The sequence below is a fragment of the Aureimonas altamirensis genome (assembly GCF_023702225.1).
Classification (GTDB): Bacteria; Pseudomonadota; Alphaproteobacteria; order Rhizobiales; family Rhizobiaceae; genus Aureimonas; species Aureimonas altamirensis_B.
The window spans coordinates 307,374-332,972 of record NZ_JAMQCO010000002.1; the positions used below are offsets into that span (position 1 = coordinate 307,374).

Below are 25,599 nucleotides of genomic sequence, written 5' to 3' on the forward strand. Positions count from 1 at the left end.
CTGATGCCCGTCGAGGATGCATTGTCCCGTCTTCTGGACGGCGTGGATCCGATCCGGGAAACGGAAACCGTTGCCCTGCGCTCTGCGGCAGGGCGCGTCCTTGCCGCCGATGTGGACGCCCTGCGGACACAGCCGCCATTCGACGCATCCGCAATGGACGGCTATGCCGTACGGGCCAGCGATGCCGTGGCGGGCGCGATCCTGCCCGTCATCGGCGTTTCGGCCGCAGGCGCCGCCTTCCCTGCGCCCGTCGAGCCGGGAACGGCTGTGCGCATCTTCACCGGCGCGCCCATGCCGGCGGGCGCGGATACGGTGCTGATCCAGGAAAACGCCATGCTCGAAGCGCCGCACACGCTGCGTGTCGACGTTGCGGCAGAACCGTCGCGTCACATCCGCAAGGCCGGCCTCGACTTCCTGCAAGGGGACGCCCTGCTGCGGTCCGGGCTGCATCTGCGCGCAGGCCACGTCGCGCTGGCGGCCAGCGCCGGCCATCCGCAGCTTCCCGTCCTGCGCCGACCGCGCGTCGCCATCCTGGCGACAGGCGACGAGCTGGTGCTGCCGGGAGAAAGCACCGGCCCCGACCAGATCGTCGCGTCCAACGGGTTCGGCCTTGCCGCCATGGTGGAGGCCCATGGCGGCGACGTGCTGGACCTCGGCATCGCCCCCGACGACCAGGCCGTGCTGGAGGCCCGGCTTGCGGAAGCCGAGGATGCCCGCGCGGATATCGTCGTCACCATCGGCGGCGCGTCCGTCGGCGACCGGGATCTCGTCGCCCCGGCCTTGCGGGCGCGCGGCGTGGAACTGGATTTCTGGAAGGTCGCCATGCGCCCCGGAAAGCCGGTCATGGCGGGCCGCAAGGGGGCGCTGCGCATTATCGGGCTGCCGGGCAACCCGGCATCCACAATGGTGGCGGCAACCCTGTTCCTGCGCCCCCTTGTCCGCTGCCTCGCGGGCCTCGGCGCGGACCCTGGATACCGACGTGGCATCCTGTCGGAAGCGCTCCCGGAAGGCGGCGAGCGGGCTGACTTCGTACGCGCCCGGCTGCACCGGACTGCGGACGGCCTGCCGAGGGTGGAAGCATTGCCGCGACAGGACTCCTCGCTGTTGTCCATATATGCGCTCGCGGACGTCCTCCTGTATCGCCCTGTCGCTGCCCCCGCAGCCGATGCGGGCCAGGAATGCCTGTTCATCCCGCTCGATTGACGCGCCATGAACGCTTGCGGAACACAACTGGAACAGCTAGGTTTGTTCTGGTTTTGTTTTTGATCGATTCCGGGGGCGGCACGTGCTAACGCGCAAACAGCATGATCTCTTGATGTTCATTCACGAGAGGCTGCAATCCGCCGGCGTCCCGCCCTCCTTCGACGAGATGAAGGATGCTCTCGACTTGCGGTCGAAATCCGGTATCCACCGCCTTATCACTGCCCTCGAAGAGCGTGGATTCATCCGCCGCCTGCCCAATCGGGCGCGGGCGCTGGAGGTGGTCAAGCTGCCCGAGTCGATGGCGCGGGGCAGCCGGGCTGCGGCCTCCGCCCCGCCGCCGTCGAACGTCGTTTCCCTGGCCGACCAGTCCGCGGCATCGGGCGTTGCCGCGCGCCGGCGGGTTGCGCCCGCCGCAAACGATGCCGACGCCGGCATCAGCATTCCCGTCATGGGCCGCATCGCCGCCGGCGTGCCCATATCCGCCATCCAGAACAACACCCACAGCCTGACGCTGCCCCCGGACATGATCGGCCCCGGCGAGCATTATGCGCTGGAGGTTTCCGGCGACTCGATGGTCGAAGCCGGGATCCTGGATGGGGATACGGTCGTGATCCGCCGCGTGGATACGGCGACGCCCGGCGATATCGTCGTCGCGCTGGTGGACGACGAGGAAGCGACCCTCAAGCGATTCCGCCGCAAGGGAACCGCGATCGCACTGGAAGCGGCGAACCCGGCCTACGAGACGCGGATCTTCAATGCGGATCGGGTACAGGTGCAGGGGCGGCTGGTGGGCCTGATACGGCGTTACTGACGGTTTCGTCCGCCGCCCGGCGCGTCCGGGTTTCGCCGTCCTTCTTCCAGTATTCCGGCCATGGCGCCAGACGGTGCATGTTCCACTCCGGCGGATCGTCCGGGATGGACGGCGTCAGCACGAGTTGGCCGCCCTCGCCGCGGGATATCGCAAGAGAGCCGGTCCGACGCAGGCTGCGCAGCGTGACGAGCGTCGCGCCTCCGATCGGGCACCGGTTGCGGACAAGCGCCCGCGCAACGATTACGAGGTCTGCCTCGGCGCAGAGCCTGTCCGTTTCCTCGATCGAATCCGTCCATGCCAGGCGGATACCGGATGCGCTGGCAAGCTGGCAGGCGGGCGGCGCGCAGGGCAGCGGGCTATCGGCGCGGGGCGGGCCGAAGCGCCTTTCCCACTGGTCGGAGATGAAGCGCCCCGGGCGCTTGCCCAGATAGGCGACGCCCTCCGTATCGATCAGCGCAACCTTTTTGCCATCCTCGTAGATCAGTATGTCCGGCGCTCTTGCCGGGCCGGCGGCAAGGAGGCCGCCGAGGGCGGCCGCCGGCAGCGCCAGCCAGCGCAGGGCGCTGGCCAGGAAACAGGCCAGGAACAGCGCGAGCGACAGGGCGATGAGCGACGACGTGGGCAGCGCCATGCCGCCCTGGTCGGGAAAGGACTGGGCCAGATAGCGCGTCACCGCGAAGACCGCCGAAAGGCCCCACCCCATGAGATGCAGGAAAGGCGCGTCGAGCCCCAGGGGCATTGCGAGGGCCGCGGCCAGCGCCGCCGGCATGACCCAGAAGCTGAACAGGGGCATGGTCGCCACGTTGGCGAGGATGCCGTAGGGCGCCAGCCGCTGGAAATGATAAAGGCCGTAGGGCGCAGTCGCGGCCCCGGCCACCGCGGATGCGATGCAGGCGACCGCCAGCCACGCGACCGGGCGCAGGCCCTGCCCTTCTCCGGGCGGCGTCTGCCACCGCCGCGTCAGGGCGGCGGCGAGGCCCACAAGCGCGGCGGTTGCGGCAAAGGACATCTGGAAACTGGCCGTCAACGCTGCATGCGGCGCGATCGCCAGCACGGCCATGGCCGCAAGGGTGACGTTGCGTAGCGTCAACGCCGGCCTCTCGACGAGGACGGCCACCAGCATGATGGCGATCATGATGTAGGAGCGTTCCGTCGCGACGTTCGGACCGGCGATCGCCATGTAGGCGGTGGTTGCCATGAGGGCCGCGACGGCCCCCGCCTTGCGCGTCGAGATCGGCAGAAGGTGCGCCGGCAGCAGAACGAGCAGGCTGCGCACGGCACCCATGACGAAGCCCGCCACAAGCACCATGTGGAAACCCGAAATGGACAGGACATGCGATAGCCCGGTAACGCGGAAGATCTCGTCGATGTCCTCGGGGATGCCTGTCCGCTCGCCCGATATCAGCGCGGCAGCCACCGCCCCCTCCGCCCCCGGCAGGACCGCCCTGATCCGGCCGGACATGGCGACGCGCAGGCCGACGAGCCATTCGGCAAAACGCTCGGAGGTCGCCGATGGCGTCTCATCCAAAACGGGCTCCGGCGCGCCCAGCGAGAAGCCGTAGGCGCCGACACCATCGAAATAGGCGCCGAAGGCGAAATCGTATCCATCCGGCCAGGCCGGCCCGCTGGGCGGCCCAAGGCGCACGAGGCCGCTGTAGATGCCGCCGATCGGAATGGGTTCGTGACGGCTGGAGACGGCGATGCGCACTTGCCGGGGCGGTCGCGACAATACCGGCCTTTCCGTTGCGCTCACCGCCACGACGTAACGCATCTTGCCGTTCTCGTCGGCTTCCCGCATGGCGACCCGCCCCGTGACATGGACGGTGGCGCTGCCGGACAGGATCGTGGTCTGCGTGCGCGCAAGCTCAACGTGGCAGAGAAGCTGGCCGAAGGCGAGCGTGCAGGCCAGCGCCAGCAGCGGGCGCAAGACCATGCGTGCCCGAGGCGAAGCCTTGTCGGCGGCATGCAGCGCCGCCAGGGAGGCCATGATCATGGCGATGCAGCCCGGCACCGCGACCCGCAGGCCGACGGCATAGAAGAGCGCGACGGCGGCGACGACACCGGGTGGAACGAGATGGATGAAGCTGCGTGCCGATGCCTCGCGCTCGAATGCGGAACGCAGTCGACTCATTCTCCGTACCGTCCCCATAACAGGCTGCTTGCCTGGCCTCCCTCCTATGATACACAGCGGCATGGACGGCACGGATTGCCGCAGCCCGATTTTGCCGCCAGGCGTGGCGTTATCCAAAGCTTGCGCCTTTTGAGCGCGCAAACCGGCCGGTAAAGACAACTGGAGTTTTCATGACCGAGACCGTGGTCACCCGCTTCGCGCCCTCGCCCACCGGATACCTTCATATCGGCGGAGCCCGGACGGCGCTTTTCAACTGGCTCTATGCCCGCCATCACGGTGGCAAGATGCTGCTGCGCATCGAGGATACGGATCGCGAACGCTCCACCGATGCTGCGGTGACGGCCATCATCGACGGGTTGTCGTGGCTTGGCCTCGACGCGGACGAACCGCCGATCTCGCAATTCGAGCGCGTCGCGCGCCATCGCGAGGTGGCGGAAGAAATGGTCCGCCGCGGCAATGCCTATTTCTGCTTTGCCACACCGCAGGAACTGGAAGAGATGCGTGAGACGGCCCGCGCGGAAAAGCGCCCGCCGCGCTATGACGGCCGATGGCGCGACCGCGACCCGTCGGAGGCCCCTGCCGACGTGAAGCCGGTTATCCGGCTGCGCGCCCCGCTGGATGGCGAGACGCTGGTGCGCGACCGGGTGCAGGGCGACGTGCGCTTTCCCAACAAGGATCTGGACGACCTCGTGCTGCTGCGATCCGACGGCACGCCCACCTATATGCTGGCCGTGGTGGTGGACGACCACGACATGGGCGTGACCCATATCATCCGGGGCGACGACCACCTGACGAACGCCGCGCGGCAGACGCTGATCTTCCAGGCGATGGGCTGGGACGTTCCGGTCATGGCGCATATACCGCTGATTCACGGCGCGGACGGCGCCAAGCTGTCGAAGCGCCATGGCGCCCTGGGCGTCGAGGCCTATCGCGAGCTGGGTTATCTGCCCGTCGGACTGAAGAACTATCTGGTGCGACTGGGCTGGAGCCATGGCGACGACGAGATCATGTCGATCGAGGACATGATCCGATGGTTCGATATAGAAGACGTGAACAAGGGGGCCGCACGCTTCGATTTCGCCAAGCTCGAAGCCGTCAACGGCTATTGGATGCGCCACAGCGACGACGCCGACCTGGCCCGCACCCTGATGGCCGAGCGCGACCATCTGCCGAACGGCTCCATCCTGCGGCAAAGGGACGATGCCGAGACGCTCGATCTTCTGACGCGCGCCATGCCCGGCCTGAAGGAGCGCGCCAAGACGCTGGTCGAGCTTGCGGACAGCGCATCCTACCTGTTCGCTGCCCGCCCCCTGCCCCTGGAGGACAAGGCTGCCGAAACCTTGGGCAATGGCGGGCGCGAGATCGTCGCCGGCCTTTTGCCGGCGCTTTCCGGCGTATCGGAGTGGACGGTGGCCCGCCTCGAGGCCGTCGTGCGCGAGCATGCGGAGAAGGAAGGCCTCAAGCTCGGCAAGGTGGCGCAGCCGCTGCGCGCCGCGCTGACGGGTCGCACCACATCCCCGGGCGTCTTCGACGTTCTGGAGGTGCTGGGCCGCGAGGAGTCTCTCGCGCGCCTGGCAGACCAATCGTGAATGGGGGCGATTACATCTTTTGATTGGCAGTGCGGCATAAATCGCTGCTTTGCAGAAAAAAGTAAGTGCCGAAAACTTGTTCGCAGGGCGCGGACAAGTTAGGCATGAGCTCCGAAATCGACCTATGCGCCGCCGGCCAACGCGTCAGCGATCCGGCGGCTTTCGAAGAAGGGAACGCGCATGAGTGAAGCCGCGAAGCTTTCGCTGGACGGAAAGGAAGCCAGTTTCGGCGTCCGCCACGGCACCATCGGCCCCGATGTCGTGGACATCGGTTCTCTCTACAAGGAAACCGGCGCGTTCACCTACGATCCGGGCTTTACCTCGACGGCCTCCTGCGAGTCGAAGATCACCTTCATCGACGGCGATGAGGGCATCCTTCTGCACCGGGGCTATCCCATCGAGCAGTTGGCCGAGGAAGGCGACTTCCTCGAAGTGTGCTACCTGCTCCTCTACGGCGAACTGCCGACCGCCCAGGAAAAGGAAGACTTCACCTACCGCGTCACGCGCCACACGATGGTGCACGAGCAGATGACGAAGTTCTTTTCCGGCTTCCGGCGCGACGCGCACCCGATGGCCGTCATGGTGGGTTCGGTCGGCGCCCTGTCGGCCTTCTACCACGACTCCACGGACATAACGGATCCGCATCAGCGCATGGTGGCTTCCATCCGCATGGTCGCCAAGATCCCGACTCTCGCGGCGATGGCCTACAAGTACCATATCGGCCAGCCCTTCGTGTATCCGCGCAACGACCTGTCCTACGCAGAGAACTTCCTGCATATGTGCTTCGCCGTCCCGTGCGAGCCGTACAAGATAAACCCGGTTCTTGCCCGCGCGATGGACCGCATCTTCATTCTGCACGCCGACCACGAGCAGAACGCCTCCACCTCCACGGTGCGGCTGGCCGGTTCGTCCGGAGCAAACCCCTTCGCCTGCATCGCCGCCGGCGTCGCATGCCTGTGGGGCCCGGCGCACGGCGGCGCCAACGAAGCGGCGCTCAACATGCTGTCGGAGATCGGTAGCAAGGACCGCATCCCCGAGTTCGTCGCACGCGCCAAGGACAAGAACGATCCGTTCCGCCTGATGGGCTTCGGCCACCGCGTGTACAAGAACTACGATCCGCGCGCCAAGATCATGCAGAAGACCTGCCACGAGGTGCTGGACGAGCTCGGCCTGAAGGACGACCCGCTTCTCGAAGTGGCGATGGAGCTGGAGCACATCGCCCTGAACGACGAGTACTTCATCGAGAAGAAGCTTTATCCGAACGTCGATTTCTATTCGGGTATCACGCTGAAGGCTCTCGGCTTCCCCACCACGATGTTCACCGTACTGTTCGCCCTCGCGCGGACAGTCGGCTGGATCGCCCAGTGGAAGGAAATGATAGAAGACCCGCAGCAGCGCATCGGCCGCCCGCGCCAGCTTTATACGGGCTCGCCGCAGCGCGACTATCTGGCGCTCGACAAGCGCGGCTGACCGCTTCGCAAAGACGAGGAAAAGGCGCGTTCCCTGCCGGGAGCGCGCCTTTTGCGTTAAGGGGTCAGTGTCCGGCGTGTTGCAGGATGATGGCTGCGGTGGCTTCGCCGGGACTTCGATCCACGGTCATCAGGCGGTGGATTTCGGCGAAGCCTTCCATCTGGGCACGCCGCTCGCCCGTATCCTTCAGCAGCCGTTCCAACCGGCGGGCCAGGAGTTCCGGGCGGACGAATTCGTGGAAATGCTCGGCCACCAGCGGATGATCCAGGATGTAATTCGGCAGGACCGCTGTCCAGCCGGTGATGAGCCGGCGCAACTGGTAGGACAGCGGGTCCAACCGATAGGCGATCACCATCGGCGTTCCGGCCAGCGCCAGTTCCAGCGCAACGGTGCCCGAGGCAGCCAGCGCCGCATCCGCTTGCGCAAATGCATGCCACTTCGCCTCATCGCCCTCCAGCACTTCAGGCTTTTCCGGCCAGGAGGACAGCTTGTCCCGCACGAGGGAGGCGACCCGCGGCACGACGGGCAACAGTCCGCGCAGTTCCGGCATCCGTGTCTTCAGGAGCGCGAATGTCGCGCCGAAATCGTCCATCAGGCGGCTTACCTCACCGCGCCGCGAACCGGGCAGGATCAGCAGCGCAGGCGGTTCACCGACGGGTTTCAAGACTCCGCCTCCCCGTTGCTTCCAGATGGCCTTCAGATGCGGCTCGCTCATGATCGGATGGCCGACATAGCTGGCCGGCGGGCCGCCGGCCGCCGCGATATAGGCCGGTTCGAAGGGAAACAGGCACACCGTATGGTCCACCGCCGCGGCCAGTGCCTTGGCGCGCTCCGGCCTGTATGCCCAGATCGCCGGCGGCACGACATTGACGATCGGCAGGTCGGGCCGCGCCTTGCGCAAACGCGTCGCGACACGGTTGGTAAAGGTGAAACTGTCGATGGTCACGACGATATCGGGGCCTGCATCCAGAAGCCCGTCGACGGTCTGCGACAACCGTCGCATCAGTTGCGGCAGCCGCGCCACGATCGCGCCGACGCCGATGATCGACAATTCCTCGATATCGAAGAAGCTGTGCAGCCCCTCGGCCCGCATGGCCGTTCCGCCCAGGCCCACAGGCTCTATGGTTTCATTCAAGGTGCGCAAGCCGCGTATGATGTCCGCACCGATCCTGTCGGCGGAGTGCTCGCCCACAACGAAACCGACCTTCATGGACGCCTCCCCTCGGCAACGCCGACGACGAACAGGCCCTGGCGCGCCGCCGCCTGCGCAAGCGCGTCGATATCGATGACGAGCGACGCACCGGAAGAGACTCCGATACCGGAAAGGCCAGCCTCCGCCGCTTGCTGGATCGTCTCCACGCCGATGCTCGGCAGATCGAGCCGATGATCCTGCTGCGGCTTAACCGCCTTGAACAGGACCGTTCTCTCGGAGCGTCCGATGCGGCCTTGACGACGCAGGTCTGCCACCCGCTTCAGCATGTCACGCGTTCCTTCGATGCCTTCGAGCGCGATGACCCGCTCGGCCGAGGCAACCGCCGCCTGCCCGATATCGAGATGTCCCAGCGCCCGCGCCGCCTCCGCCGCCCGTGCGATGGCCCTGGCTTCCGGTTCATCCGGCGCATGGCCGGCAATGAGGCCTTCGGGCGCGATGAGGCGCGGCATGACCTCCTGCACCCCGTGCAATTCGAAACCCCGCCGCTCGAACGCGCGGGAAACGGCGCGCAGCATCGTATCGTCGCCTCCGCGCATGATGGAGAAGATTTCCGGAAGCAACCGCAAGGTCTGCAGCGACGGGATCATGGAACGGTAGTCGGGCCGCACGGATATGGTGCCGCAGAAGACGATATGCCGCACACCCGCCTTGCGCAGGTAGGGGAAGATATCGCCCGTCTGGGACCATTTCAGCGGCCGGTTGCGATAGGCGGACCAATCCTCCCGCCAGCCGTCGCCCACGGGTACGACGACCGGCGTGAAACCGACGCCCTTCAACGTGTCCGCCACCATCTTCGGCAGGACGCCGCCGCCGGCGACAATGCCGAACGCCTCGCCCGGCGTGACGGGCACGATGCCCGCCGGCGCCGGCAAGGGCGCGGTCAAGCCGGCCGGGCCGACCGGGGGAAGCATAGCGCCCTGTCCCCGCCGGCCTTGATGAAGCCGAGCAGATCCTGGACAAGCGGGTCTTCCGGATACTCGGCCTCCACCTCTTCCATGTTTTCCTTGAAGGTCAGGTCGTCGGAAAACAGCATCCGATAGGCCTTGCGCACGTTGCGGATGGCTTCCCGGTTGAAGCCCGCGCGCTTCATCCCGATCACGTTGAGGCCGGCAAGATAGGCGCGGTTTCCGATGACCATGCCGAAGGGGATCACGTCGCCCTCCACGGCGGCGAGACCCCCGATATAGGCGTGATGACCGACCCGCGTGAACTGGTGGATGGCCGAACCGCCGGCGAAGGTGGCATAGTCCCCGATGGTGCAGTGACCGGCCAGCATCACATTGTTGATGATGGTCACGTTGTTGCCGAGGATACAATCGTGCGCCACATGCGCGCCGGTGAAGAAGGCGCAGTTGTCGCCGATGGTCGTTTCCGAGCGCCCTTGCACCGTACCGGGGTTCATGGTCACGCTTTCGCGGATCAGGCAGTTGGCCCCGATCACGAGACGTGTGTCCTCACCCCGATATTTCAGGTGCTGCGGCGCATGGCCGAGTGACGCGAAGGGATAGATCTGCGCGTTGTCGCCGATACGCGTGTTGCCCGCCAGAACGACATGCGAATGAAGCCTGGAGTTTGCGCCCAGCACGACCCGCGGGCCGATATGGCAGAACGGGCCGATCTCGCAACCGGCTCCGATGACGGCCCCGTCTTCGACGATGGCCGTAGGATGTCTGGTGTAATCTTGCGATGCCATACGGTTCCTCAGGCGGCCTCCGCCTGTGCGACCATGGCGCTGACGGTGGCCTCGGCAACCTTCACGCCGTCCACCTTGGCAACGCAGTCGAAGCGCCAGATGTTGCCGCGCTTCTTGACCTGCGTCACATGATATTCAAGCCGGTCACCCGGCACCACGGGCTTGCGGAACTTCGCGTTGTCCACGGTCATCAGGTAGACGAGCGCCGGCATGCCTCCGAGGCCGCGGGTGCAGATGGCCCCGGCCGTCTGCGCCATGCCCTCGATGATCAGAACGCCCGGCATGACCGGATTGCCCGGGAAATGTCCCTGGAACTGGGGCTCGCTGGCGGTGACGTTCTTGATGCCGATGGCGCTTCTGTCGCCGTCGATCTCTATGATCCGGTCCACCAGAAGAAAAGGGTAGCGGTGGGGCAACAGCGCCATGATCTCCATGACGTCCATCTTTTCCAGCACCGGCTTCTCTTCGCTCATTCCTGTCCTCCTGTCGTGCGCTTGGCGCGCGCCATGTCGCGGAGCCACGTCACCTCGCGCAGCCAGTCGCGTACCGGACGCGCGGGCGTGCCTCCCCAGCGCGCGCCGGGCGGCACGTCGCCCGCGACGGTGCTGACGGCAGCGATCTGGGCGCCGTTGCCTACCGTCACATGCCCGTTGACGCCGGATTGCCCCCCAATAGCGACATTGTCGCCGATTGTCGCGCTTCCGGCTATGCCGACTTGCGACACGATGACGCAATTTCGGCCGATGCGGACATTGTGGGCGATCTGCACCTGGTTATCGATCTTGGTGTTCTCGCCGATGACGGTGTCGCGGACCGCGCCGCGATCCACCGTCGAGTTGGCGCCGATCTCTACATTGTCCTGAATGATGACGCGGCCGATCTGCACCTGCTTCAGGATACCTTCGCGGCCGATCGCGTAGCCGAAGCCGTCCTGGCCGATGCGCACGCCGGGATGCAGGATAACGCGGTTTCCCAGCAGCGCATGCTGCAGGCTGACGCCCGCGCCGATGGCGCAGTCGCGGCCGATCCGGCAGCCGCCCCCGATGGCGGCGCCGCCACCGACGACGGTACCGGAACCGATCTCGACTCCAGGGCCGACGACGGCGAACGGCTCGACCGTCGTGCCGTTTTCTATCCGTGCGGTGGGATGGATGCTGGCCTGCGGGGATATGCCCCCTTCGCCGCCGAAGGCCAACGGCGTCATCGCAGCCGGAAACAGTGCTGCCCCGACCTTAGCGAAAGCCGTCTGCGTATCGGCCACGACAAGGCGGGCGATGCCGGCAGGAACCAGCTTCGAATAGCGCTCGACGACGATGATGGCGCCCGCGCGCGTCACCGCCAGCTCGTGCTCGTAGTTCGGATTGTCGAAAAAGCTGATATCCGTGGGGCCGGCCCGCTCCAGCGTCGCGATGCCGTCTATCGGCAATTCGCCCGACTCCGCCTGCTCCAGCATTCCACTACAAAGCGCCGCAAGCGAGCCGAGTGTCTTCGGCTCGCCGCGGCTGAAAAACGAGGTTTCGTTCATCGTTCCATTCCGGGCCGAGTTGGCTTTACCCGGCCCGTGGTATCAGAAGCGCGAGGAGAAGCCGAACGAGAACTCCTGCGTCCGGTCATAATCTTCCTTGGCGATCGGGTAGGCATAGTTCACGCGGATCGGGCCGAAGGGCGACGCCCAGATCAGGCCGACGCCGGCCGAGGCGCGGATGTTGAAATCGTCACCCACGACGCCCGGCTGGCTGGCGAACTCCGAACCCCAAAGCGAACCCGCATCGGCGAAGGCGGCGCCACGGAAGCCGAGATCACGCGAGACCAGCGGCAGCGGGAAGGTAACTTCGGCGCTGGCATTGGCGTAGTTCTCGCCGCCGATGGCGACGCTGTTGCTTCCCGGAATGACGTTGCCTGCGGCGTCGACCGCAAACTGACGCGGTCCGAGACCCTGGTACTTGAAGCCGCGAACGATATCCTGGCCCTTGAAGAAATTGTCGAAGACGCGCAGGTCGTCGCCGAGCGCCGTGACGTTGCCCGCCCCGCCGCTCAACTGGCCGATCACGTCATACTCTTCGTTCAGCAGCGAGAACCAAGAGGCCTTGCCCGTGGTGCGCAGGAACTCGGCATCGCCGCCCAGGCCCGCAACTTCCTGACCGGCCTGGATGAAGAAGCCGTCACGCGGATCGGTGCTGCTGTCCAGCGTATTGTAGGTCAGCGCATAGGACATCGACGACGTCGTGTACGGGCTGTCGCAGATCGCCTGGTTGATGATGGACGAATTCGTGTAACGCGGCGCGTACTGGCCGATGAAGGTGGCCGGCGTGCCTGCGGCTGCTGCCGCCGCAGCGGCATTATCCCCATCCGCGCATGTCGTGTAGAAGAGATTGCCGAAGGCGTCGTACTGGCCGACACCCGTATCGTCGCCGAAGCGCTCTTCCTTGTAGTTGTAGGCGATCTGCGCCGTCAGGTTCTGCGTGAGGGGCGCCGCGATCCGCAGCGTGCCGCCGGTGCGCTCGATGTCGTAATCGGACGAGGAGTTCTCGGTGCGGTAGATATCGAAGCCGGCCGCAAGACGACGCCCGAGGAAATAGGGCTCCGTGAACGACAGGTTGTAGTTGCGCGTATCCTCGCCGAAGCCGGCGGAGATGCGCACGAACTGACCGCGACCGAGGAAGTTGCGCTCGGTGATGCCGACTTCCGCGACGGGACCGGGGTTCTCACCGCCGGTCGTATAGCCGCCGCCGACCGAGAATTCACCGGTGGACTGCTCGACCACCTGGACGACGACGACGACGCGATCAGGCTCGCTGCCCGGAGCGGTCGAGACGTTGACGGTCTGGAAGAAACGCAGGGCCTCGAGCCGCTGGCGCGCACGCTGGACGAGCACCTGGTTGAAGGCGTCGCCTTCCGAAACGTCGAACTCGCGGCGGATGACGTAATCGCGCGTCTTGGTGTTGCCGCGGATCTCGATGCGCTCGACATAGGCGCGCGGCCCCTGGTCGATCACGTATTCGACGCCGATCGTGTTGTTGGTGAAGTCGCGGTCGCCGCGCGGCGTGACCTGGGCGAAGGCATATCCCTGGGCCGCCACGGCGTTGGTCAGGTTGACGAGCGTATTCTCGACCTTTTCCGCGCTGTAGACATTGCCCGGCTTGGTCTCGAGCTCGCCCTGCAGAGCCGCGGCGTCGATGCCGGGCACCGTGGAGTCGATGTTGACGTTGCCGAAGGTGTAGCGCTCACCCTCTTCCAGGGTGATCGTGATGAAGTACTGGTTCTTCGCGGCATCGAGCTCGGCAACCGAGGAGACGATACGGAAGTCGGCGAAACCGCGGTTGTAATAGAAGCGGCGAAGGGTCTCTTCGTCGGCGCGCAGACGATCCTCGTCGTAGATGTCGCTCTTCTGGAGGAAGCCAAACAGGCCGGTTTCACGCAGCGAAATCACTTCCCTCAGGCGACGGTCGCCGAAGGCGTTGTTGCCCACGAAATTGATCTGCGCGATCCGGGTGCGGTCGCCCTCGACGATATCGAACACCACGTTGACGCGGTTGCCGTCCGCCGGAATGGTGCGGACCGAAACCTGGGCGTCGCTGCGCCCCACGCGGGAATACACGCTGCGTATGGCGTCGACGTCGGCCTGCGCGGTGGAGGCGTTGTAGGCCGCGCGCGGCGCCGTCTGCACGACGGATTCGAGCTGCTCGTTCTTGACCTTGGAGTTGCCCTGGAAGACGACCTCGTTGACGATCTGGTTCTCGTCGACCTGGACGATCATCGTGCCGCCCGACTGGCTGACGCGGACATCCGAGAACAGGCCGGTTGCGAACAGCCGCGTAACCACCTGGTCCATCTCTGCCGGGGTCACGTTCTGGCCCGGGCGGATCTGGCTGAGGTTGCGGACCGTGTCGGCATCGACGCGCGACGTGCCGCGCACCTCGATCCGGTTGACGACGGCCGCGTGCGCAGCGCTCATGACCCCGAGCTGGATACCGACAGTGGATGCCGTAAGGATCGTCGAGGAAAGCGCCGCCGCCGACAAGGCGTTGAGAAGCTTCGAACCAGCCGTCATAGGCCTAACCACCTTTATACTTCTGCCGAGCAGGACGCGTGACAGGATACGTCACATGCCTTGTATCGGCTTTGCGGATGCGTTCAACCAGACTGGGCCTGAATCCGTTTAGGATTCACGAAAGCGTTGCGAAATCGACACGGCAACGGCCCCGTATGGTTAACGATCGGCAAACCCCCTGATGTCCCCTGACCCCTTGCGGCGCGGCTTCAGCCGAGCCGCAGGAGATCGTTCGAGAATGCGAATACCATGAGCCCCATTACAAGGACCAGCCCGATTCGGAAACCGATCTCCTGCGTGCGTTCGCTCAGCGGTTTCCCGCGGATCGCCTCGGCCGCGTAGAACAGGAGATGCCCCCCGTCCAGGATGGGGATCGGCAGCAAATTCAGCAGGCCGATGGATATGGACAGCAGGGCCGCCATGTTGAGCAGCGTGGCAAAACCGAGGGTTGCCGCCTGACTCGACATCTGCGCTATGCGGATCGGTCCGCCGATCTGGTCCACCGGCTGCGCTCCGCGGAACAGCCCGCCGATGAAATCCACCGTGCGCTCGGTGACGAACCAGGTTTGCGAGACGCCGAACTGCAGCGATTGCAGAACCGTCAGTTCCTCGACCCGAAAGGATGACGCGGCATTCGTCGCAACGATGCCGACGACCGGCATGGTATATTCGTTACCGAACGGGTCGGTTTGCGTCCGCTCCTGCGGAGTTACGGTCAGGGGTACTTCCGAGCCGCCTCGCTCCACGACGACCGCGATGGGTATGTTGGCGCGCGAGGCGACATGGCGCTGGAAATCGCCGAAATAGGCGATGGCCTGCCCATCCGCGCTGACGATCCGGTCACCGGGCATTATACCGGCGGTTGCAGCCGGCGAATCTGCCTGCACTTCCGCCACGACCGGATCGCCCACGACACGCCCGTTGAAATAGGCCACCCCCGCGAAGATCGCGATGGCCAGGATGAAATTGGCCACGGGCCCGGCCGCTACCGTCAAGGCGCGTCGCCCGACGCTTTTCGCGTGGAAAGCACCGCGACGCTCGGCATCGTCCATATGCTCCAGCGCATCCCGGTCTGGCATGCTGCCGGCGTTCTCGTCGCCGAGGAACTTCACGTAGCCGCCCAGCGGAATCATGCAGAGCTTCCAGCGGGTGCCGTGCCGGTCGGTAAAGCCGACCAGTTCCTTTCCGAAGCCGACCGAAAAGGCCAGGATGCGGATGCCGCACCATCGGCCCACCAGGTAATGGCCGAGTTCGTGGAAGAAGACGATGACCGTCAGGACGAAAAGAAACGGAACGATCTTGACGAGAGCGCTGTCCCAGACCGCACCGAGTGCGCCCGCTGCATCCATGACGTGCCTATCTCCAGATGTAAGTGTGCAAAAGACCTATAGGTGAAATATGGCGCGGGCGGGTTCTTCAAGCTCGCTTGCGAACAGGCCCGTGAGCCATAGGACGGCCGTGGCGAAGATGAGCGCGTCGATCCTGTCCATCAGGCCGCCATGGCCGGGGATCAGGCGGCCGGAATCCTTGACGCCGAAACGACGCTTCACCCAGGATTCGTAGAGATCTCCTGCCTGCCCCACTGCCGACAGGACGGCCGAGAGCAACAGGATGCCGAAACCGACATCGCCGCTGACGAGATAGGTGTAGAGCCAGCCGGCCAGCACGCCGGCGACGAGCCCGCCGACGGCGCCGGAAACCGTCTTCTTGGGCGAGACGAGCGGCATCAGCTTCGGCCCCCCGAACGTCCGCCCGCTGAAATAGGCGGCGATATCGGTGGACCAGACGACGCAGATGACCAGACCGAGCGCGGCCAGACCCTCGACGTCCTCGCCGCGCACCATACCCGGTGCAAGCCCTGCGATCGCGGCATAGACGAGGCCGCCGGCAACCCAGTCGGCGCGCTTCTCGCGCCGGTCGACGAAGGCGATGAAAATCGCCACGAATGCCACGATGGCAAGGGCCAGGAGTTCGAAATGGAACAGGAAGGCCAGAAGAGACAGGGCCAAGGCGTTCCGGGCGACGTCGAACAGCGGGCCGGAACGCTTGGCCCCGGTGATGCGCGCCCATTCGTCGAAGACGATGAAACCCGTTACGACGCACAGGATACGGAAGGGCAAGCCGCCCATGATGGCCAACGCCAGCACCGCCAGACCCAGGATGACGGCCGAAATCAGGCGCGGCTTAAGATCGCCCCAGGATTTCGCACGCAGGAACCGTCCGATCTCCAGGCCCATCGATCAGGACGCGATCTCTTGCGACACGGCGCCGAAGCGACGATCACGCGAGGCATATTCATCCAGCGCGCCCTGCAGGGCGGCACGGTCGAAATCGGGCCAGAGGCATGGCAGAAAAACCAGTTCGGCATAGGCCGACTGCCAGAGGAGGAAGTTGGACAGCCTCTGCTCGCCGCTCGTGCGGATGATGAGATCGAGTTCGGGCAGCCCCGCCGTGTCCATGTGGGCGTCCATCGCCGAGGCGTCGACATCCTCACTGCGCAGTTCGCCTGCGGCGACGCGCTCGGCGATGCGCCGCGCGGCCCGTGCGATCTCGTCGCGCGCGCCGTAATTGAAGGCGATCACCAGTGTTGTCCCGGTATTGCCGCGCGTCAGGCTTTCGGCCTCTTCCAAAAGGCCGAGGATATCGCTCGGGAGGTTGTCGCGGGCGCCGATGATGCGCACCCGGACGCCTTCGCGATGCAGTTCCGCAAGGTCGCGCCGGATGAAGATCTTCAGCAGCGACATCAATTCGCTGACTTCGTCCTGCGGCCGTCGCCAGTTTTCCGACGAGAAGGCGAAGAGCGTCAGAACCTCGATTCCGAGTTGACCGACCGCACGTACGGCATCGCGCAGAGCTTCCACCCCACGGCGGTGCCCCATGGTCCGCGGCAGGCCGCGGGCCTTCGCCCAGCGGCCGTTACCGTCCATGATGATCGCGATATGTCGGGGGTGCCGCACGTCGACCTGCCTTCCTTTCGAATCCAGCCGGCGCCCGGTCAGACCTGCATGATCTCGCCTTCCTTGGCGACCAGCAGCTTGTCGATCTCCGATACGGTGTCGTCGGTCATCTTCTGGACCTTGTCCGACGTCTGGCGGCTTTCATCCTGCCCGATGTCGCCGTCCTTCTCCATCTTCTTCAAGGCATCCATCCCGTCGCGGCGCACGTGGCGCGCGGCGACGCGGGCATTCTCGGCATATTGATGCGCAACCTTGACCAGTTCCTTGCGGCGCTGCTCGTTCAGCTCTGGCAGCGGGATCCGCAGGGTCGTGCCGTCGGTAATCGGGTTGAGGCCCAGATTGCTGTCGCGGATGGCGCGCTCGACCGCGCCGACCATCGACTTGTCCCATACGGACACAGCGATCATGCGGGCTTCCGGCACCGTGACGTTGGCCACCTGGTTGATCGGCATCGAGGATCCGTAGGCGTCGACTGTGATGGGATCGAGCAGGTTGGCGGAGGCCCGTCCCGTACGAAGTCCGGCAAGATCGCTCTTGAAGGCGCTCACGGCTCCATCCATGCGGCGCTTGATTTCATTGACGTCGAAGTCGGCCATGTTCTGTCCTCTTTTGAAACTGTGTTCGGGCGGCGCGTCAGTCGGACACGATCGTCGCGCGCCCCTGCCCGGACAGGATCCGGGCGAATTCGCCGTCTTCGTGGATCGAGAAGACCACGATCGGGATATGGTTTTCCCGCGCCAGCGCCACGGCCGCGATATCCATGACCGCAAGCCCCTTCTGCAGGACTTCGTCGTGCGTCAGCGTCTCGAAGCGCTCGGCATCGGGATAGAGCTTCGGGTCGGCGCTGTAGATGCCGTCGACCTGCGTGCCCTTGAACAGCGCCTCCACGCCCATCTCGGCGGCGCGCAGGGCGGCTGCGGAATCGGTGGTGAAGAAGGGGTTGCCCGTCCCGCCTGCGAAGATCACCACCCGGCCGGCCTGCGCGTGGGCCAGCGCCGCCCTCTGCGAGAAGCTTTCGCATATCTCCGGCATGGCGATGGCCGATAGCACGATCGCGTCCACGCCGATCTTGGTAAGGGAGGTCCGCAACGCCAGGGCGTTGATGACGGTGGCGAGCATGCCCATGTGGTCGCCAGTGACGCGGTCGCCGCCCTTGGAGGCCACGGCGACGCCGCGAAAGATATTGCCGCCGCCGATGACGACGGAGATCCTGACGCCGAGTTCGCGCACCTGGCGGATGTCGGCCGCGATCCTGTCCGCGACGGCGACGTCGATGCCGAAGCCCTGCGCGCCCATGAGCGCTTCGCCGGATACTTTCAGAAGTACGCTTTTGTAACGCAAGGTCAGTCTTCCCTGTCGAGCCATGGTCCGACCGTCACGGACCGTCGGCGGAAAGCGATTTTCCGGCCCCGGACCTGACAGCGCGACGTAACGTCGGCTTGCGATACAGGAAGGGCGTCCACTTGCCAAGCGGACGCCCTTTCAATCCACATTCGTGACGGTCGATTACTTCTTGCCGGCCGCGGCGGCGACTTCTGCGGCGAAGTCGCTTTCTTCACGCTCGATCCCCTCGCCCAGCGCGAAGCGGACGAAGCCGGTGATGCGCGCCGGGGCGCCAAACGATCCTTCGGCCTGCTTGAGCGCGGCGCCGACGGTCAGGTCGGGGTTGATGACGAACGCCTGGCTCGTCAGCACGACCTCTTCGAAGAACTTGCGCATGCGGCCTTCGACCATCTTCTCGATGATGTTCTCGGGCTTGCCGGACTGGCGCGACTGATCGATGAAGATCGCGCGCTCGCGCTCGACGGTCGCGCTGTCGACCTCGTCGTTGCTGAGGGCAAGCGGGTTCGTCGCGGCGACGTGCATCGCCACCTGGCGACCGAACTGCGTGAGCGCGGCCTTGTCGCCATCCGACTCGATGGCCACGAGAACGCCGAGCTTGCCGAGGCCGTCTGCGACCTGGTTGTGGATGTAGGTCGCGACGACGCCGTTGGATACGCTCAGCATCGCGGTGCGGCGCAGGCCCAGATTTTCGCCGATGGTGGCGACCGCATCCTTGACGGTGTCGGAGACCGACTTGCCGCTTCCCGGCATCGTCGCGGAAGCGACGGCCTCGGTGGAGCCGTCGGTGGAAAGACCAACCTCGGCAATGTCGCGCACCAGCGCCTGGAAGGCATCGTTACGGGCGACGAAGTCCGTCTCGGAGTTGACTTCCGCGACGATGGCCTTGTTGTCCCCGGCGGCAACGCCGACGAGGCCCTCGGCAGCCGTGCGGCCGGCCTTCTTGTCGGCCTTGGCGATGCCCTTTGCGCGCAGCCAGTCGATGGCGGCTTCCATGTCGCCATTGGTCTCGGCAAGAGCGGTCTTGCAGTCCATCATGCCCGCGCCGGTCTTCTCGCGCAGTTCCTTCACCATCGAGGCGGTAATTGTCATAGATAAAGCCTTTGGAAACAGACGGGCGCACCGCTCCGGCTGGAAGGTGCGCCCCTAAGATGACGCCCGGATAACAGGCGCCATCGATTGAGAACATCAGGAGCCGGCGCTTATCAAGCAGCGGCGCTCTGTTCGCCGGTCTCGGCCTCGTCGGCAGCGGCCGTCTCTTCCGGAGCGGTTTCCATCGCACCGACATCCACGCCCATGGCGCCCTGCTGGCGGGCGATGCCGTCGACCGCCGCGCGTGCGATGAGGTCGCAATACAGCGCGATGGCGCGCGATGCGTCGTCATTGCCCGGGATCGGGAAATCGATACGGGAAGGATCGCTGTTGGAATCGACGACGGCGACGACCGGGATGTTGAGGCGCTTGGCCTCGTCGATCGCGATCGCTTCCTTGTTGGTGTCGACGATGAAGATCAGGTCCGGAACGCCACCCATGTCCTTGATGCCGCCCAGCGCGCGGTCGAGCTTGTCGCGCTCGCGCTGCAGGGTCAGGCGCTCCTTCTTGGTGAAGCCCTGGGCCTCGCCGGACAGGATCTCGTCGAGCTTGCGCAGACGCTGGATGGAGTTGGAGATCGTCTTCCAGTTGGTCAGCATGCCGCCGAGCCAGCGCGCGTTGACGTAATACTGGGCCGAACGGTTGGCGGCATCGGCCACCAGCTCGGAAGCCTGGCGCTTGGTACCGACGAACAGCACGCGGCCGCCGCGGGCGACCGTGTCGGACACCGTCTGCAGCGCCTTGTGCAGCATCGGCACCGTCTGCGACAGATCCAGGATGTGGATGTTGTTGCGCGCGCCGAAGATGTAAGGAGCCATGCGCGGGTTCCAGCGGTGGGTCTGGTGCCCGAAGTGAACGCCGGCTTCGAGAAGCTGGCGCATGGAATAATCTGGCAAAGCCATGTCGATCTATCCTTTTGACCGGTTTAACCTCCACGGATCGAAGCGGATGAACCGCCACCGGAGGGAGCCGCCGCGTCGCGACAGAACCCGATATCCGTGTGTGGAATAGCGCGGCGCATACAACATGGCGGCTGCAAAGGCAAGCCGAACGACACAATCACCGCTTTGAAACGACGCCGAAACCGCCCTTATTCGCAGTCCGGCGACGACAGATATTTAAGGTTGGCGAGGTCGCCTTTCAACTCATAGGCGCCGAAATCCAGCAGCATCTGGTCCGACACGCCGTTTTCGTAAAGTCGGTAGCGTGCACGGAAAACGGGTTGCCCATCCCCGTCGGAATCGCTGTTGAAGTAGGATTCGTCGATCATCCATGATTGGAGGCCGGCCAGTTCCTCGCCCGTCCGGCCGCCCTCCGCCGGCGGCGTGCCTTCCTTGACGGGCAGGATGACGGAGGTGGTCGTCAGAAGCTTCTCGGCCTCGGGGTCCCCATCGAACAGGCGCGCCTCGAAGAAGCGGGTTCCCTTTCGGCCCTGGTTGATGAGCTCTTCGGTATGGCTCAGCGGAAAGCGCGACAGCGGAAGCTTGAAACCCCGACTGACAGGCTCCTGGAGCGTGACATCGGTACCGTCGGGCGCATTGACGGCGGCGCCCTTCACGGCCCCCTGGTCGAGCCCGTCGACGAAGGTCGTCGTCTCGAACGAGAATTCCTTTCCGAAGGCCTTCTCCGTGGACCGCGTGCGCTGGTCCGTCAGGGTCATCTCGCCGTCCTTGTGGAAGCGTGCCGCGAAACGATAGTCGAGGTCGTAGTCGCCGCAGGCCCTGGCATTGAGCGTGAAGGCGATGCGGCCTTCGACCGCCAGTATATCTTCCGTCTGCCCGGCCAGCGACAGGTCGTAGACGGCCTGATGGGGGCGGAGCGGCGCGGCTTCTGCCGGCAGGCAGACCGCCAGGACGGCCAAGGCCGCGATGCCGATAAGGGCTCTGTTGTCGATGCTCGGCAAAACCTTCGATCCCCTTGCCTTATTGGACGCGCCGTTGGACATTCGCCCCGCAACATGCAGTCGGAGTATCCATGACAGATTCCATCGAAAGCCGTCTTGCCGCAAAGGGCCTCAAGCTTCCCGCCGCGGCGGCGCCGGCGGCCAATTATGTCGCTTATGTCACCTATGGCAACATCCTCCAGACATCCGGCCAGTTGCCGATGGCCGATGGTGGCCTGGCGGTCACGGGTACGCTGGGGGAAGGCGTAACCCTCGAGCAAGGGCAGGAAGCCGCCCGTCATTGTGCGTTGAACATCCTGGCCCAGGCCAAGGCGGCCCTCGGCGGAGACCTTAAGCGGATTCGCCGCCTGCTGAAGCTGACCGTCTTCGTCGCCAGCGCGCCGTCCTTTACCGACCAGCACAAGGTGGCCAACGGCGCATCGGACCTGATGGTCGAGCTTCTGGGCGATATCGGCAGGCATTCCCGGTCCGCGGTCGGCGTGCCGGCGCTTCCGATGGGAGCCGCGGTCGAGATCGAGGCTGTGTTCGAGATTGCCTGACAGCCCCCTATCCGCGATCGACTGGCTGACGCGGCGGCCTATCGCCCATCGCGGCCTGCACGACGGCAACATCCATGTCGCCGAAAACTCCATGGCGGCGTTCCGCGCCGCCATGGAGGCAGGCTATGCAATAGAATGCGATATCCACATTGCGGCCGACGGCGTGCCCGTCGTGTTCCATGATGGCGATCTGGCCCGCATGGCCGGCATGGAGAAGGATGTCTCCAGCCTCGGCTCGGCCGAACTGGCCGCGATACGGCTGGCCGGCACAACGGACGGCGTGCCGACGCTCGCCGCCCTGATGGAGCTCGTGGCCGGGCGCGTTCCCCTGATCGTCGAGATGAAGGGAACCAGCGCCGCCGCCGATGCCGGCTTCGTGCGCGCCCTGTCGCCGACGGTTCTTGCCTATGACGGCCCGCTTGCGCTGATGTCCTTCGACGAATGGCTGCTGGCCGACGCGCTGCCGCTGCGGCGCAAGGTGCCGTTGGGCCTGACCGCCGAAGGCACGCGCGACGAAAAGCTGGCTGCGCACCGCGCAATCGTGGAACGGGGCTGCGACTTCGTTTCATACAATGTGCACCACCTGCCGAATCCCTTCGTTGAATGGGTGCGTCAGGAACTCCATCTACCCGTCATAAGCTGGACGGTGCGCACGCCGGACGATGTGGAGCGCAGCCGCATTTATGTCGATCAGATGACGTTCGAGGGCTTCCTCCCGCGATAGGCCTGCGGCCTGTCGTTTCCGGCGGCCCGCGACAGGTCGGGAGATTCCATGACCGTCAACACAGACGAGAACCGCTCCGGCGGCGCGTCGAGCGGCCTCACCCTTCGTGTGGCCGACAGTATCGCGACGCTGGATGCCGACCGATGGAACGCGCTTGCCGCTCCCGACGGGCGCGGCAACCCGTTTCTTCGCCATGCCTTCCTCGAAGCGCTGGAGCGTTCAGGCAGTGTCGGCGAAGATGCGGGGTGGCTGCCGCAGCACCTTCTGCTGGAACGCGATGGCTGCATGATCGGCGCGGTTCCCGCCTATCTGAAACTGCATAGCCAGGGCGAGTATGTCTTCGACCACGGCTGGGCCGATGCGTTCGAACGCGCGGGTGGCCATTATTATCCGAAGCTCCAGATTGCCGTCCCGTTCACACCGGCCACCGGCCCGCGCCTGCTTGTCGGCAATGGCGGCAACGCCGCCCGTGAACTCCTGGCGCGATCCATCATCGCCTATGTCGGCCAGACCGGCTTGTCCTCCGCCCATGCGACCTTCCTCGTCGAGGAAGACGCCGCCGCCCTGGCCGAAGCCGGCCTGCTGGAGCGGCTCGACATCCAGTATCACTTCTTCAACCGCGGTTATGCGACTTACGAGGATTTCCTCTCAAGCCTTTCATCACGCAAAAGAAAATCACTCCGCAGAGAACGCAGGGATGCGCTGGCCGCAGGCATGGAGGTTGAATGGCTGAGCGGCTCCACGCTGACGCAAGAGGCGCTGGACGCCATGTTTGCCTTCTACATGGACACGGGAAGCCGCAAATGGGGGCGACCCTATCTGAACAAAGGCTTCTTTCACCTGCTGGCGGAGACGATGGCCGACGAACTGCTGCTCGTCATGGCGCGACGCGATGGACGATACATTGCCGGCGCCATGAATATCATCGGTCCGGATCGGCTTTACGGGCGCTACTGGGGTTGCGTCGAAGACCACCCCTTCCTGCATTTCGAGCTTTGTTATAATCAGGCGATCGACTACGCGCTGGCGCACGGGCTGGACGTGGTGGAAGCCGGTGCCCAGGGCGACCACAAGATCGCCCGAGGGTATGAGCCGGTGCTCACGCGCTCCTACCACTACCTTGCGCATCAGGGCCTGCGCCGGGCCGTGGAGGAGCATCTCCTGCGCGAGCGGCGAGCGATGATCTCCGAGCAGGTATCCCTTGCGGCCGAGACACCGTTCCGCAAGGGTGAATGAAGACGATCGACACATACCGGAGACAGGTTTCGAGAATGACGACCGCGTATCAGGACGACAACATCTTCGCCAGGATCCTCAAGGGCGAAATACCCAGCGTGAAGCTCTTCGACCTGCCCGAAGCCATTGGGATCATGGACGTCATGCCGCAATCGCCCGGTCACTGCCTGGTGCTGCCGAAGGCGCCATCGCGCAACCTGCTCGACGCCGAGGACGAGACCCTTTCGCAGCTGCTCCCCATCGTCGCCCGGCTGGCGCGGGCCGTGAAGGAAGGCATGGGCGCCGACGGAATCGTCATTTCCCAGTTCAACGAGGCGGCGGGTGGCCAGACGGTGTTTCACCTGCATATCCATGTCGTCCCCCGTTACGAGGGCCAGGAATTGAAGGCACACGCATCCGGCATGGCCGATACCGCCCTTCTCGAGGAACAGGCGCAGAAGATCCGCGCGGCGTTCAGATAAGCCCTGCCTGCCAGGCGCCTGTCAGCAACACTGCCTGCGAGGCCAGGATGCCTGCAATGATGCTGCGTCCCGTGCCCAGGTAGATCCCGAACCCGACGCAGACCGCGCCGACGCGCCACGCCATCGCGACTTCCTCCAGCGTACCGCCCGGATAAAGGACCAGCCGGGCGATCACGGCCGCCACGAGGGCCGTGGCCACGGCACGCACGAGGGCGATGCCGGGAGAGCGCTCGGACATGCGGCCGGCCGACAATACACCGAGATAGCGCCAGATATCGGTTGGCAGCCACCCTGCGAGAAGAATGAACAGATAAGGCCACCACGGCTGGGACAAGCCGAAGAAGGTCAGATCACCCATGCCGGGCCTCCATACGGCCGATGGCGAAGGCGATGAGCCCGCCGACGATGCCCGCAATCAGGATGTCGAAACCGGGCGCGAGCCAATGCGCGATCGGCAGCAGCGCCATGCCGACGAACAGCCCGTAGCGGCCCGAGGCATCCCGCGCCGATCCGAAGAGCGACAACAGGAAGTAGACCGGTGTCAGGAATGCCAGCGCACCGGCCACCAGGGGCGGGAAATGGCCCATCAGGTTGAAGGCGATGGCAACCACCACCGTATTGATGAGCGTCAGCGGTATCGCAAACCCGGCGAAGAATAAGGGCCGCCTATCGCGCGGAACGGCATGCAGGTGCTCCATTGCGAAGACCCAGCAGGTGATCGCCACGAAATGCGACAGGAAGAGCATGCTCCACCGGCTGCTGCGCGGCGCCCGCAATTCGGGCATCAAGGCCACGACCATCGGCATGAGCCGAACGGACGACAGGGCCACGGCCAGAGCGGCAGCGGGTAACGAAAGGCCCGCAGTGATGGCGCCGACCACGATGATCTTGGCCGGCAGCGCCCAGATCGTGAAGGTCATGAAGGTCGCGTGCAGCCAGTCGATGCCGGCCTCGCGGGCGAGCCCGGCAAAACCGACCATCGATACGGTCAGAATCAGCGCCGGTATCGAGAGGATGCCCCGCATCCCCCGCAAGAACCAATAGGCTCCGGACGCATCTCCACCCGGCACAGTCACCATCGCCACGGCCCCTCCAAGACCGTCATCACCTACACTTGGTAAGGGTGACTTGCTACCGGAAATAGTATCCGACGCGAAGAAGGGGCCGCGAGGCCCCTTCCATATC

Annotated in this window: 25 protein-coding genes; 8 read left to right on the forward strand and 17 right to left on the reverse strand. The window is 65.1% G+C overall.

Annotated features, from left to right (window positions below; translation table 11 throughout):
• The first annotated feature begins 3 nt into the window (after positions 1–3).
• Both NDN16_RS04165 and lexA read left to right on the forward strand, forming a co-directional pair.
• Complete coding sequence (locus NDN16_RS04165; protein WP_251112561.1) at positions 4–1,203, forward strand: molybdopterin molybdotransferase MoeA; 1,200 nt, start codon at positions 4–6, stop codon at positions 1,201–1,203.
• Positions 1,204–1,315: 112 nt separating this feature from the next.
• Positions 1,316–2,014 carry a transcriptional repressor LexA gene (lexA, locus tag NDN16_RS04170; protein ID WP_435301047.1) on the forward strand — a complete coding sequence of 233 codons (699 nt, stop codon included), beginning with the start codon at positions 1,316–1,318 and terminating at the stop codon, positions 2,012–2,014.
• Here the strand turns inward: lexA and NDN16_RS04175 are convergent.
• The gene (locus tag NDN16_RS04175; protein ID WP_251112359.1) at positions 1,956–4,145 is read right to left on the reverse strand and encodes a ComEC/Rec2 family competence protein; all 2,190 of its coding nucleotides are present in this window, start codon (positions 4,143–4,145) and stop codon (positions 1,956–1,958) included. The genes lexA and NDN16_RS04175 overlap by 59 nt on opposite strands.
• Before the next feature lie 170 nt (positions 4,146–4,315).
• On the opposite strand from NDN16_RS04175, the gene gltX reads away from it, so the two are divergent.
• Entirely contained in the window at positions 4,316–5,734 is a 1,419-nt protein-coding gene (gltX, locus tag NDN16_RS04180; protein WP_251112360.1) for a glutamate--tRNA ligase, read from the forward strand.
• Positions 5,735–5,914: 180 nt separating this feature from the next.
• Positions 5,915–7,204: a citrate synthase gene (gene gltA, locus NDN16_RS04185; protein ID WP_251112361.1), complete on the forward strand. Its 1,290-nt coding sequence runs from the start codon at positions 5,915–5,917 to the stop codon at positions 7,202–7,204.
• Between the two features lie 64 nt (positions 7,205–7,268).
• Here the strand turns inward: gltA and lpxB are convergent, their stop codons facing one another.
• From lpxB to NDN16_RS04255, 14 genes are all read right to left on the reverse strand, one after another.
• Positions 7,269–8,414, reverse strand: coding sequence for a lipid-A-disaccharide synthase (lpxB, locus tag NDN16_RS04190; RefSeq protein ID WP_251112362.1), 1,146 nt, complete (start codon positions 8,412–8,414; stop codon positions 7,269–7,271).
• The gene (locus NDN16_RS04195) at positions 8,411–9,328 is read right to left on the reverse strand and encodes an LpxI family protein (RefSeq protein WP_251112363.1); all 918 of its coding nucleotides are present in this window, start codon (positions 9,326–9,328) and stop codon (positions 8,411–8,413) included. Before NDN16_RS04195 ends, lpxB begins: the two co-directional genes overlap by 4 nt.
• Positions 9,298–10,110, reverse strand: coding sequence for an acyl-ACP--UDP-N-acetylglucosamine O-acyltransferase (gene lpxA / locus NDN16_RS04200; RefSeq protein WP_251112364.1), 813 nt, complete (start codon positions 10,108–10,110; stop codon positions 9,298–9,300). Before lpxA ends, NDN16_RS04195 begins: the two co-directional genes overlap by 31 nt.
• Before the next feature lie 8 nt (positions 10,111–10,118).
• Positions 10,119–10,583: a 3-hydroxyacyl-ACP dehydratase FabZ gene (gene fabZ / locus NDN16_RS04205; protein WP_060602036.1), complete on the reverse strand. Its 465-nt coding sequence runs from the start codon at positions 10,581–10,583 to the stop codon at positions 10,119–10,121.
• Positions 10,580–11,635, reverse strand: a complete 1,056-nt coding sequence (lpxD, locus tag NDN16_RS04210; protein ID WP_251112365.1) for a UDP-3-O-(3-hydroxymyristoyl)glucosamine N-acyltransferase — start codon at positions 11,633–11,635, stop codon at positions 10,580–10,582. The genes fabZ and lpxD overlap by 4 nt, the downstream gene beginning before the upstream one ends.
• Before the next feature lie 42 nt (positions 11,636–11,677).
• Positions 11,678–14,161, reverse strand: coding sequence for an outer membrane protein assembly factor BamA (gene bamA / locus NDN16_RS04215; RefSeq protein ID WP_251112366.1), 2,484 nt, complete (start codon positions 14,159–14,161; stop codon positions 11,678–11,680).
• A 209-nt stretch (positions 14,162–14,370) separates the two neighbouring features.
• Complete coding sequence (rseP, locus tag NDN16_RS04220; protein WP_251112367.1) at positions 14,371–15,510, reverse strand: RIP metalloprotease RseP; 1,140 nt, start codon at positions 15,508–15,510, stop codon at positions 14,371–14,373.
• A 36-nt stretch (positions 15,511–15,546) separates the two neighbouring features.
• Entirely contained in the window at positions 15,547–16,398 is an 852-nt protein-coding gene (locus tag NDN16_RS04225; protein WP_251112368.1) for a phosphatidate cytidylyltransferase, read from the reverse strand.
• A 3-nt stretch (positions 16,399–16,401) separates the two neighbouring features.
• Positions 16,402–17,118, reverse strand: a complete 717-nt coding sequence (locus tag NDN16_RS04230; RefSeq protein WP_353050190.1) for an isoprenyl transferase — start codon at positions 17,116–17,118, stop codon at positions 16,402–16,404.
• A 38-nt stretch (positions 17,119–17,156) separates the two neighbouring features.
• Positions 17,157–17,714 carry a ribosome recycling factor gene (gene frr, locus NDN16_RS04235; RefSeq protein WP_251112369.1) on the reverse strand — a complete coding sequence of 186 codons (558 nt, stop codon included), beginning with the start codon at positions 17,712–17,714 and terminating at the stop codon, positions 17,157–17,159.
• Between the two features lie 37 nt (positions 17,715–17,751).
• On the reverse strand, positions 17,752–18,483 hold the full coding sequence (gene pyrH / locus NDN16_RS04240) for a UMP kinase (RefSeq protein ID WP_251112370.1): 732 nt from the start codon (positions 18,481–18,483) through the stop codon (positions 17,752–17,754).
• Positions 18,484–18,624: 141 nt separating this feature from the next.
• Entirely contained in the window at positions 18,625–19,551 is a 927-nt protein-coding gene (tsf, locus tag NDN16_RS04245) for a translation elongation factor Ts (RefSeq protein WP_251112371.1), read from the reverse strand.
• Positions 19,552–19,664: 113 nt separating this feature from the next.
• Positions 19,665–20,453: a 30S ribosomal protein S2 gene (gene rpsB, locus NDN16_RS04250; protein ID WP_251112372.1), complete on the reverse strand. Its 789-nt coding sequence runs from the start codon at positions 20,451–20,453 to the stop codon at positions 19,665–19,667.
• 188 nt (positions 20,454–20,641) lie between these two features.
• Positions 20,642–21,454 (reverse strand): EipB family protein, encoded by an 813-nt coding sequence (locus NDN16_RS04255; RefSeq protein ID WP_251112373.1) that lies wholly within the window; start codon positions 21,452–21,454, stop codon positions 20,642–20,644.
• 71 nt (positions 21,455–21,525) lie between these two features.
• Between NDN16_RS04255 and NDN16_RS04260 the strand changes: the two genes are divergently transcribed.
• The 4 genes from NDN16_RS04260 to NDN16_RS04275 are packed head-to-tail and all read left to right on the forward strand — an operon-like array spanning position 21,526 to position 24,414.
• The gene (locus tag NDN16_RS04260) at positions 21,526–21,993 is read left to right on the forward strand and encodes a RidA family protein (protein ID WP_251112374.1); all 468 of its coding nucleotides are present in this window, start codon (positions 21,526–21,528) and stop codon (positions 21,991–21,993) included.
• A complete protein-coding gene (locus tag NDN16_RS04265) occupies positions 21,986–22,717 on the forward strand; it encodes a glycerophosphodiester phosphodiesterase family protein (protein ID WP_251112375.1) in 732 nt (243 codons plus the stop codon). The genes NDN16_RS04260 and NDN16_RS04265 overlap by 8 nt, the downstream gene beginning before the upstream one ends.
• 48 nt (positions 22,718–22,765) lie before the next feature.
• Positions 22,766–23,953, forward strand: coding sequence for a GNAT family N-acetyltransferase (locus tag NDN16_RS04270; protein ID WP_251112376.1), 1,188 nt, complete (start codon positions 22,766–22,768; stop codon positions 23,951–23,953).
• Positions 23,954–23,988: 35 nt separating this feature from the next.
• A complete protein-coding gene (locus tag NDN16_RS04275) occupies positions 23,989–24,414 on the forward strand; it encodes an HIT family protein (RefSeq protein WP_251112377.1) in 426 nt (141 codons plus the stop codon).
• On the opposite strand, the gene NDN16_RS04280 is transcribed toward NDN16_RS04275, so the two are convergent.
• Entirely contained in the window at positions 24,407–24,772 is a 366-nt protein-coding gene (locus NDN16_RS04280) for an AzlD domain-containing protein (protein WP_251112378.1), read from the reverse strand. The genes NDN16_RS04275 and NDN16_RS04280 overlap by 8 nt on opposite strands.
• Positions 24,765–25,493, reverse strand: coding sequence for an AzlC family ABC transporter permease (locus NDN16_RS04285; RefSeq protein WP_251112563.1), 729 nt, complete (start codon positions 25,491–25,493; stop codon positions 24,765–24,767). Before NDN16_RS04285 ends, NDN16_RS04280 begins: the two co-directional genes overlap by 8 nt.
• Positions 25,494–25,599: the final 106 nt, after the last annotated feature.

What these genes read in the sequence shown, in the direction of transcription:
- lpxB (WP_251112362.1), bottom strand. Translation starts at nt 8,414, where the DNA reads ATGAAGGTCGGTTTCGTTGTGGGCGAGCACTCCGCCGACAGGATCGGT.
- NDN16_RS04225 (WP_251112368.1), bottom strand. Translation starts at nt 16,398, where the DNA reads ATGGGCCTGGAGATCGGACGGTTCCTGCGTGCGAAATCCTGGGGCGAT.
- NDN16_RS04195 (WP_251112363.1), bottom strand. Translation starts at nt 9,328, where the DNA reads ATGCTTCCCCCGGTCGGCCCGGCCGGCTTGACCGCGCCCTTGCCGGCG.
- NDN16_RS04275 (WP_251112377.1), top strand. Translation starts at nt 23,989, where the DNA reads ATGACGACCGCGTATCAGGACGACAACATCTTCGCCAGGATCCTCAAG.
- NDN16_RS04280 (WP_251112378.1), bottom strand. Translation starts at nt 24,772, where the DNA reads ATGGGTGATCTGACCTTCTTCGGCTTGTCCCAGCCGTGGTGGCCTTAT.
- gltX (WP_251112360.1), top strand. Translation starts at nt 4,316, where the DNA reads ATGACCGAGACCGTGGTCACCCGCTTCGCGCCCTCGCCCACCGGATAC.
- lexA (WP_435301047.1), top strand. Translation starts at nt 1,316, where the DNA reads ATGTTCATTCACGAGAGGCTGCAATCCGCCGGCGTCCCGCCCTCCTTC.
- gltA (WP_251112361.1), top strand. Translation starts at nt 5,915, where the DNA reads ATGAGTGAAGCCGCGAAGCTTTCGCTGGACGGAAAGGAAGCCAGTTTC.
- NDN16_RS04260 (WP_251112374.1), top strand. Translation starts at nt 21,526, where the DNA reads ATGACAGATTCCATCGAAAGCCGTCTTGCCGCAAAGGGCCTCAAGCTT.
- bamA (WP_251112366.1), bottom strand. Translation starts at nt 14,161, where the DNA reads ATGACGGCTGGTTCGAAGCTTCTCAACGCCTTGTCGGCGGCGGCGCTT.
- NDN16_RS04175 (WP_251112359.1), bottom strand. Translation starts at nt 4,145, where the DNA reads ATGAGTCGACTGCGTTCCGCATTCGAGCGCGAGGCATCGGCACGCAGC.
- frr (WP_251112369.1), bottom strand. Translation starts at nt 17,714, where the DNA reads ATGGCCGACTTCGACGTCAATGAAATCAAGCGCCGCATGGATGGAGCC.
- NDN16_RS04285 (WP_251112563.1), bottom strand. Translation starts at nt 25,493, where the DNA reads ATGGTGACTGTGCCGGGTGGAGATGCGTCCGGAGCCTATTGGTTCTTG.
- NDN16_RS04270 (WP_251112376.1), top strand. Translation starts at nt 22,766, where the DNA reads ATGACCGTCAACACAGACGAGAACCGCTCCGGCGGCGCGTCGAGCGGC.
- fabZ (WP_060602036.1), bottom strand. Translation starts at nt 10,583, where the DNA reads ATGAGCGAAGAGAAGCCGGTGCTGGAAAAGATGGACGTCATGGAGATC.
- rseP (WP_251112367.1), bottom strand. Translation starts at nt 15,510, where the DNA reads ATGGATGCAGCGGGCGCACTCGGTGCGGTCTGGGACAGCGCTCTCGTC.
- lpxD (WP_251112365.1), bottom strand. Translation starts at nt 11,635, where the DNA reads ATGAACGAAACCTCGTTTTTCAGCCGCGGCGAGCCGAAGACACTCGGC.
- NDN16_RS04165 (WP_251112561.1), top strand. Translation starts at nt 4, where the DNA reads ATGCCCGTCGAGGATGCATTGTCCCGTCTTCTGGACGGCGTGGATCCG.
- pyrH (WP_251112370.1), bottom strand. Translation starts at nt 18,483, where the DNA reads ATGGCTCGACAGGGAAGACTGACCTTGCGTTACAAAAGCGTACTTCTG.
- tsf (WP_251112371.1), bottom strand. Translation starts at nt 19,551, where the DNA reads ATGACAATTACCGCCTCGATGGTGAAGGAACTGCGCGAGAAGACCGGC.
- lpxA (WP_251112364.1), bottom strand. Translation starts at nt 10,110, where the DNA reads ATGGCATCGCAAGATTACACCAGACATCCTACGGCCATCGTCGAAGAC.
- rpsB (WP_251112372.1), bottom strand. Translation starts at nt 20,453, where the DNA reads ATGGCTTTGCCAGATTATTCCATGCGCCAGCTTCTCGAAGCCGGCGTT.